Origin of the sequence: Pseudomonas poae (assembly GCF_001439785.1) — a bacterium.
GTDB classification, from domain to species: domain Bacteria; phylum Pseudomonadota; class Gammaproteobacteria; order Pseudomonadales; family Pseudomonadaceae; genus Aquipseudomonas; species Aquipseudomonas poae.
Genome location: NZ_JYLI01000038.1, coordinates 1 through 6,001, shown reverse-complemented (window position 1 = coordinate 6,001; position 6,001 = coordinate 1). Strand labels below are relative to the sequence as shown.

General features: G+C 48.2%; 6 protein-coding genes and 2 pseudogenes. 6 read left to right on the top strand and 2 right to left on the bottom strand.

Annotated elements, in window-relative coordinates; all coding sequences use genetic code 11:
- The 5 genes and pseudogenes from TU75_RS25910 to TU75_RS27575 all read left to right on the top strand — a co-directional run.
- A partial coding sequence (locus TU75_RS25910; protein ID WP_211263080.1) for a transposase occupies positions 1 to 121 on the top strand: 121 nt, incomplete at its 5' end.
- Between the two features lie 5 nt (positions 122 to 126).
- Positions 127 to 1,386 (top strand): annotated as a pseudogene (locus tag TU75_RS25905) (DUF637 domain-containing protein); the annotation flags it as partial.
- A gap of 4 nt (positions 1,387 to 1,390) precedes the next feature.
- On the top strand, positions 1,391 to 2,116 hold the full coding sequence (locus tag TU75_RS25900; protein WP_060550527.1) for a hypothetical protein: 726 nt from the start codon (positions 1,391 to 1,393) through the stop codon (positions 2,114 to 2,116).
- Between the two features lie 372 nt (positions 2,117 to 2,488).
- Positions 2,489 to 2,854, top strand: coding sequence for a hypothetical protein (locus TU75_RS27930; protein WP_175581356.1), 366 nt, complete (start codon positions 2,489 to 2,491; stop codon positions 2,852 to 2,854).
- Positions 2,855 to 2,859: 5 nt separating this feature from the next.
- On the top strand, positions 2,860 to 3,096 hold the full coding sequence (locus tag TU75_RS27575; protein ID WP_141719214.1) for a hypothetical protein: 237 nt from the start codon (positions 2,860 to 2,862) through the stop codon (positions 3,094 to 3,096).
- Positions 3,097 to 3,321: 225 nt separating this feature from the next.
- On the opposite strand, the gene TU75_RS27220 is transcribed toward TU75_RS27575, so the two are convergent.
- A complete protein-coding gene (locus TU75_RS27220; protein ID WP_082630584.1) occupies positions 3,322 to 3,888 on the bottom strand; it encodes an RNA 2'-phosphotransferase in 567 nt (188 codons plus the stop codon).
- Positions 3,889 to 4,102: 214 nt separating this feature from the next.
- Positions 4,103 to 4,372: a hypothetical protein gene (locus tag TU75_RS25895; RefSeq protein ID WP_060550526.1), complete on the bottom strand. Its 270-nt coding sequence runs from the start codon at positions 4,370 to 4,372 to the stop codon at positions 4,103 to 4,105.
- 150 nt (positions 4,373 to 4,522) lie between these two features.
- Here TU75_RS25895 and TU75_RS25890 point away from each other — a divergent pair.
- A pseudogene (locus TU75_RS25890) lies at positions 4,523 to 5,848 on the top strand (hemagglutinin repeat-containing protein); the annotation flags it as partial.
- Between the last annotated feature and the right edge of the window lie 153 nt (positions 5,849 to 6,001).

Genomic DNA, 6,001 nt, shown 5'->3' with positions numbered 1-6,001 from the left:
TACGGGTCAGTTGGAAGGAATAAACAATCGAATAAAGGTCATCAAGCGGATGGCGTACGGTTACCGGGATAGCGAATTCTTTTTCATGAAGATCAAGAACGTCTTTCCCGGTAATCCGTGAAGAACCTTAAAAATGCGTTGTTTAATACGTTAGCGGCTGCCAGCTTCAATTTGTTGGGTAACTACACGAAAAATGTGTTCGCAGATGGTTCGGCACCAAAGGTCGCGATTCATGCCATGGTAGGCGGGCTGTTAGCGGAGGCCACTGGTGGAGACTTCAAAACCGGCGCATTGGCAGCAGGTGCGAGCGAGGCTCTAGTCACTCATCTGGATTCCTTGGTCAAAGGCGACGATGACTTGCTTACGATGAGTTCGCAAATCGTCGGTGTGCTAGCTGCTGCAGCACAAGGGGATGTCGATGCTTCCAAGCTGGAAAAGGGCAGTTGGGTCGCTCAGAACGGAACGCAATACAACTATCTAAACCACAATCAGCTTGAAAGAGCCGCCAAGAAGATAGCCGCGTGCACGGATACCTCCTGCATTGAAGACACCACTCGTAAATTTAAAGAGTTGAGTCTTCAGCAGGATATTGAAGCAATAGCGGGCTGTAAGGCTGATCCTTCGACTTGTGCGGCACGGTCGAAAGAAGTCGCCAATACCATGGCAGACCTGAACCCCATCAAAGATATTGTGGAATATGGCTCACCGAAGGCTCGAGAAGCAGTACAGAACCTCATTAATTCAAACTTTGAATTCCAGGAGATGTTAGCAACAGCGACGACTGAGCATACTGTAGGAGCTATGGTCGATACGCTTAAGGCGAAATGGAACCTCAGCGACGCCCAGGCGCAGGAAATTACGAATGATCTCAAAATTGCTCTTGCGGTTGGATTGGGTACAGCTGCGGGAGCGTTGGCTTACAAGCGCGCCATTGCGAGTGGTAAAAAGCCGCCCCAACCTTCAAAACCGGATCTCATGCCGGAAGGCGGGAAAAATGTCTGGGATCTTGAACCTCGTGCTCGGGGCAGGCAGATTGAGTCAACGCTAACAGACACAGATTATAAGGACTGGGCTCGAACGGATAATTTAATAAATCCCAAGACAGGACAACCATTTAAATCCAATAATTTTCCAGTCATTGACTTTCAGCTTGATAATAATGTAGTAAGCTTGAAAACAATTGATACGCGGGGTAAAGGGTGGTCTTATGATATGAGAACGCATATAGATACCTTACAAAGCTCGAAAATTACTGTGGATGGCATCCCGGCGACGAAGATTCTAGATATCCGAGTTCAGCCTGGTGGATTGGCTGATTCGAGTAAACTTATAGAGTATGGTAAGCAACGTAATATTACAGTCATTATTAAAGAGTTTGGCGGCTAGTCATATGTTTGAGGTTGAAATTGTTTTTAGTGAAGGCTTATACGATAGGTCTCTAGATATATGGGGGCGATTAGTGCAACAGCTCAATGACTTCAACCACTTCGAGGTAATTGATGGGTTTACTGGTAAAAAAATGTTATTGAGCGAAGTTTCGTGTTACTTGAGGAAAAATAAGAGCAAGAGTTTTTTTATTGAGTTGGCGGGGGGCTCTATCGAATTTTCGCTTGTGGCGGATAAAGAACTGTGCCGACTAGATATAAAGAATTTCGCAACTTCTCTTGAGATGGCACAATCGTTGATTTCTGCATTAATAGATGAGCCGGCTTTCGTTCAGGCTCGAGTTTACGACGCTGAATATGATCGGTGGCAAAATGCCGAGAGTCTCACACTCTTCGACGTGGCCCATGTTGAGCACACCCATCTGCCTAAAAAAAGTAATGGATTACCTTTTCCGCTTACCCAAGAAATTGTAGACATCTCAAATAATCCTGGGCGCTGGGTTTTGAGGGAAGGGTATATAGAGGCTGTTGGTTCGCCAATGTGGGTTAGTAGGTCTTTGCTTAACTCATTAGGCGTGGACGAAAAAGAATTGATGAATGTCGACTGTTTTTTCGTGGAAGATATGGGTGATGTTTTGAAGATTGTTGCCTGCGAGCAGTGTTTCACAGTTGATGTAGGAATCCAGGCTGAGAAGCAAGTCATGCTGAGGAGAATTTTATTTAAAGTGTGAAGTCTAGAATCGTGCAATGAAAGCGTGCTGAAAAAGGGCCAGATTTATTTGAAGCTAGAGGCACTAGAGGAATAAATTTCCGTTAAGAACTTGATGGGTTAAATAAAAAACTATTTGGCGAGATATGTGTTAAGTCTGGATCCAGATAAATGTATAGATATACCATTAATTGAAGTGCTGGAGGATTTTCGAAAGAGCCTTTCGATGGTTGAATGCACGAAAGCTGAAGGTGAGGGTTTTTTAAAGGTGCCGGGGGGCGGTGTTTGCTTCAGGCAGGCGATGATGGGGTTATTGTAGGCTGTAGAGTTTGTTGTCAGGCGGTAGGGGAATATTGTCCAGCTTCCGCTGAAACTAAAAAAGCGTGTGTGAATCTTGAAACCATTGAAGACGCAGCGGCTTATTTTGGTACTCCGCGACGTGCCTTCCATAAAAATTCCAAGAAGGACTCCTAAAAACCCTGGATGTGAGTTCATCGTGAGGGAGCAAGTAGTAACTGTTTATTATGATGCTGATCGTCCGAATCAGGTACCTCTTGATTATGTGGTTATCGACGGAAGAAAAGTAATTTCCAACACAAGAACCTCCACTGCGCTCATAGACGCAGATATACCGAAGAGCCAATGGCACGGTATCGATAAAACCGGCCTAAAAGCTTTTGATAATATAACATTCGATGATTTGGTAAAAAATCAGCTTAATAAAAACTATGAAGGCTCTGTAGAGAAGGCGAGAAAATAAACAAAATGAAATTATCTAGTCCTAAAAAGCTTGTTGATATGAATAGTTTTCTGCCCCTCGATGGTGAGAGTAGTATTGAAATACTTTATGCAGGAACAGAACTGATCATAGATGTTTTTTTGAGCCCGATGATGGGGGTTCCGACGAAAAAAAAACGTTTCGATTTAAAAAGGCAAAATACTTTTATAAGTTGCCGTTCCCTGGGTACAGCCCATTTAGCTGTTCAAGTGATGAAGGCATAGAGCTTCTTAATTGTTTGGTCGAGTATGGTTACTCAGAGATGGTAGATATAGATAAAGAAAAGTCTGGTATCTCCGATTATACTCATTATAGATTGTTTTTCCATTCTGTAGGTGTCGCTGTATATGTGATAGCTAAATCTTTTTCTTTGGAGTGAAAAGATTTACTCTGAGAGTTAGGTGTTCGGTAAGTCTAAGCTATAAGGTGCGTGTATCTAGACCGTTATGCTAGATGGAGCTTCCTTGTTCCTGCATAATATATTGTGGCGGAACGTGGGTTGTTAGCCATATACCATTTTCAGCTAGATAAAAAGCTAAGCCGTTATGATGCATTTTTAGAGAGTCAATTATGAGGGTCACAGGTTTTCCGTATCTCTGTCCAACGGCTAATGCTGTGCTTTTATCTTTTGTTAAATGTACATGATGGCGAGATCCGGAAATTAATCCTTGTTGCTGGATTGACTTTAGGAAGCGAGTTGCCGTTCCGTGATACAAAATTGTCGGCGGGGTTTCGGCAGGGTGTTGGATACTTACATTTTCACTTGAGTGTCCCTGCAACGCTCTAATATGTTGTCCATCGCTAGAAATTGCAAAGCGTTTTTTTTCGCTGCTGGTCAAGATAGCCAAAATCATTTCACGATTTATATTGCGCCTATCATCATTCGCTAAGCCAGTAATTAATTGGTCGATATCTGCCCACCCGTCCGAGTCTAACTCAATCCCAATAGAGTGTGGCTTATGTCTTAGTACGTAGCTAAGAAGTTTGCTGGCTTCATTGATCTTTTTGCTATTCATAGTCATTGATCTTGTTTGTCAGAATGATAATTTTGCCTATATTTAAAGTGGCAATTTTTTAATATGTTTTTGTCGCGAGCAGGGCTGTCATGTCGGGCCATAATTTCCCGGTTTTGATAGGTTTACAAGAGTTGCGTTCTTTAAAAATCAATTTTTATTTTTGTCTGCTTGGATTTTTAAGTAGGGCGGCTACCAGATAACCGCCCATTTTTATTTACGAAGTTAGCGAATTCAACTTCCGTCCAACCACATCCAGTAGATCACACCCATCTCTCAGAGGGATAGCCAGCAGCAGCGCAAAATCATACAACACAATCGCATCACTGTTGATTTCCTCCCGAAACGACAGGTTCTCCAAAAACTGCGTCACCGCGCGAATACGATACGCGGCGGCGTCATAGAGAACATCGAGAGGCGCTTGCGTGTCGATCACCAGCACGGGAATGGTTGAGTCGTGGCCTGTTAATGGCATGTATCGGTTCATCTGTAAGCTCTCTACTTAAGTGATAAATGCCATCATTCAAACGTCGCCAAACTTATGGGTGACAGCTGTACGCAGGTTGGCGAACCGGCAGTAGAGAAAACCGGCAGACCCGAAGGTCTCCCGCGCACGGCCGTCATAAAACGACTTTGCGACGCCGACCAGTTCCGCTACCTGATGGACAACGCGCTGGCCAGCAAGGACGCCCTGACCCACGACATCGTGTGGATGGAAAACCGCGTGATCGACGGCCAGACCGTCCTCGTGCCCGTGCTCTACCTGGCCCAGGCCGAATCGCGCAACGTGCGCGGCAACAGCCTGATCCAGGGCCGCGACCTCAACCTGGTCACCGGCGGCGACCTCATCAACGTCGGCACCCTGCGCGCCAGCAACAACCTCACCGCCGCCAGCCGTGGCGGCAGCATTTACACCGGCGGCCTCGTGGAAGCCGGCAACAACCTGAGCCTGCTGGCCGACGACAGCATCCGCAACGCCATGGCCGGCGAAATTCGCGGCAAACAAGTCAGCCTCGCCGCCCTCAAAGGCGACATCACCAACGACACCACCGCCATCCAGGTGCGTGACGGCGCCGGCATGCGCACCCTCACCGACACCAGCGCCGGCACCATCGTCGCCCGCGAAAATCTCGCCATGGACGCTGGCCGCGACCTCACCAACCGAGGCGCACTGGTCGCCGGCAACGACGCCACCCTGCGCGCCGGCCGCGACCTCAACCTCATCGCCGCCAGCGTCACGGCGGGCGGCAACCTGACGATGAAGGCGGGGCAGGACGTCAACGTCATCGGCAGCAGCGCCACCGCCGGCAAAGACCTCACGGTCGAAGCCGGACGCGACGTCAACGTCGCGTCGGTCAGCGACATGCACAACGTCGAAGGCAAGGAGAAGCACGGCAAGAAACGCATCAGGACCTCGGACGACCAGACCACCCAAGTGGCGAGCGTACTGACGGCGGGTGGGGATTTTGTCAGCCAGGCCGGGCGTGATACGACGATTGTTGCGAGCAAGATCAGTGCGGGGAATGAGGCTTATCTTTATAGCGGGGATAAGTTGAGTTTGTTGGCGGCGCAGGACAGCACCTAGAGCCTTTACGACATGAAAAAGAAGGGAGGCTGGGGCGCCAAGGAAACCAAGCGAGATGAAGTCACGCGCGTCACCAATGTAGGAACCGAGATCAAGACCGGTGGTGATTTGTCGCTGGTCAGTGGTGGGGATCAACTCTACCAGCGTGCCAAGCTGAACAGCGGTAACGATCTGACGATTGCCAGCGGCGGTGCGGTGACGTTTGAAGCGGTGAAGGACCTGCATCAAGAGAGTCACGAGAAGAGTAAGAGTGACTTGGCTTGGACCAGTGCCAAGGGCAAGGGTAATACCGACGAGACGTTGCGCCAGAGTGAGTTGCAGGCGCAGGGGGCGTTGGCGATCAAGGCTGTTAATGGGCTGAAGATCGATATTGAACGAGCCCCATGAAAGACAGGACACCGTTTCCCCTTACGATAAGGGATAGGCAAACGGTTATGTTTATGACTAATAGCAACGACAAGAGTGGGGAGCTTTTGGGCCAGGAGCGGCGGCGCCGCTGGAGCCCGGAGCAAAAACTGGCCATGGTTCGCG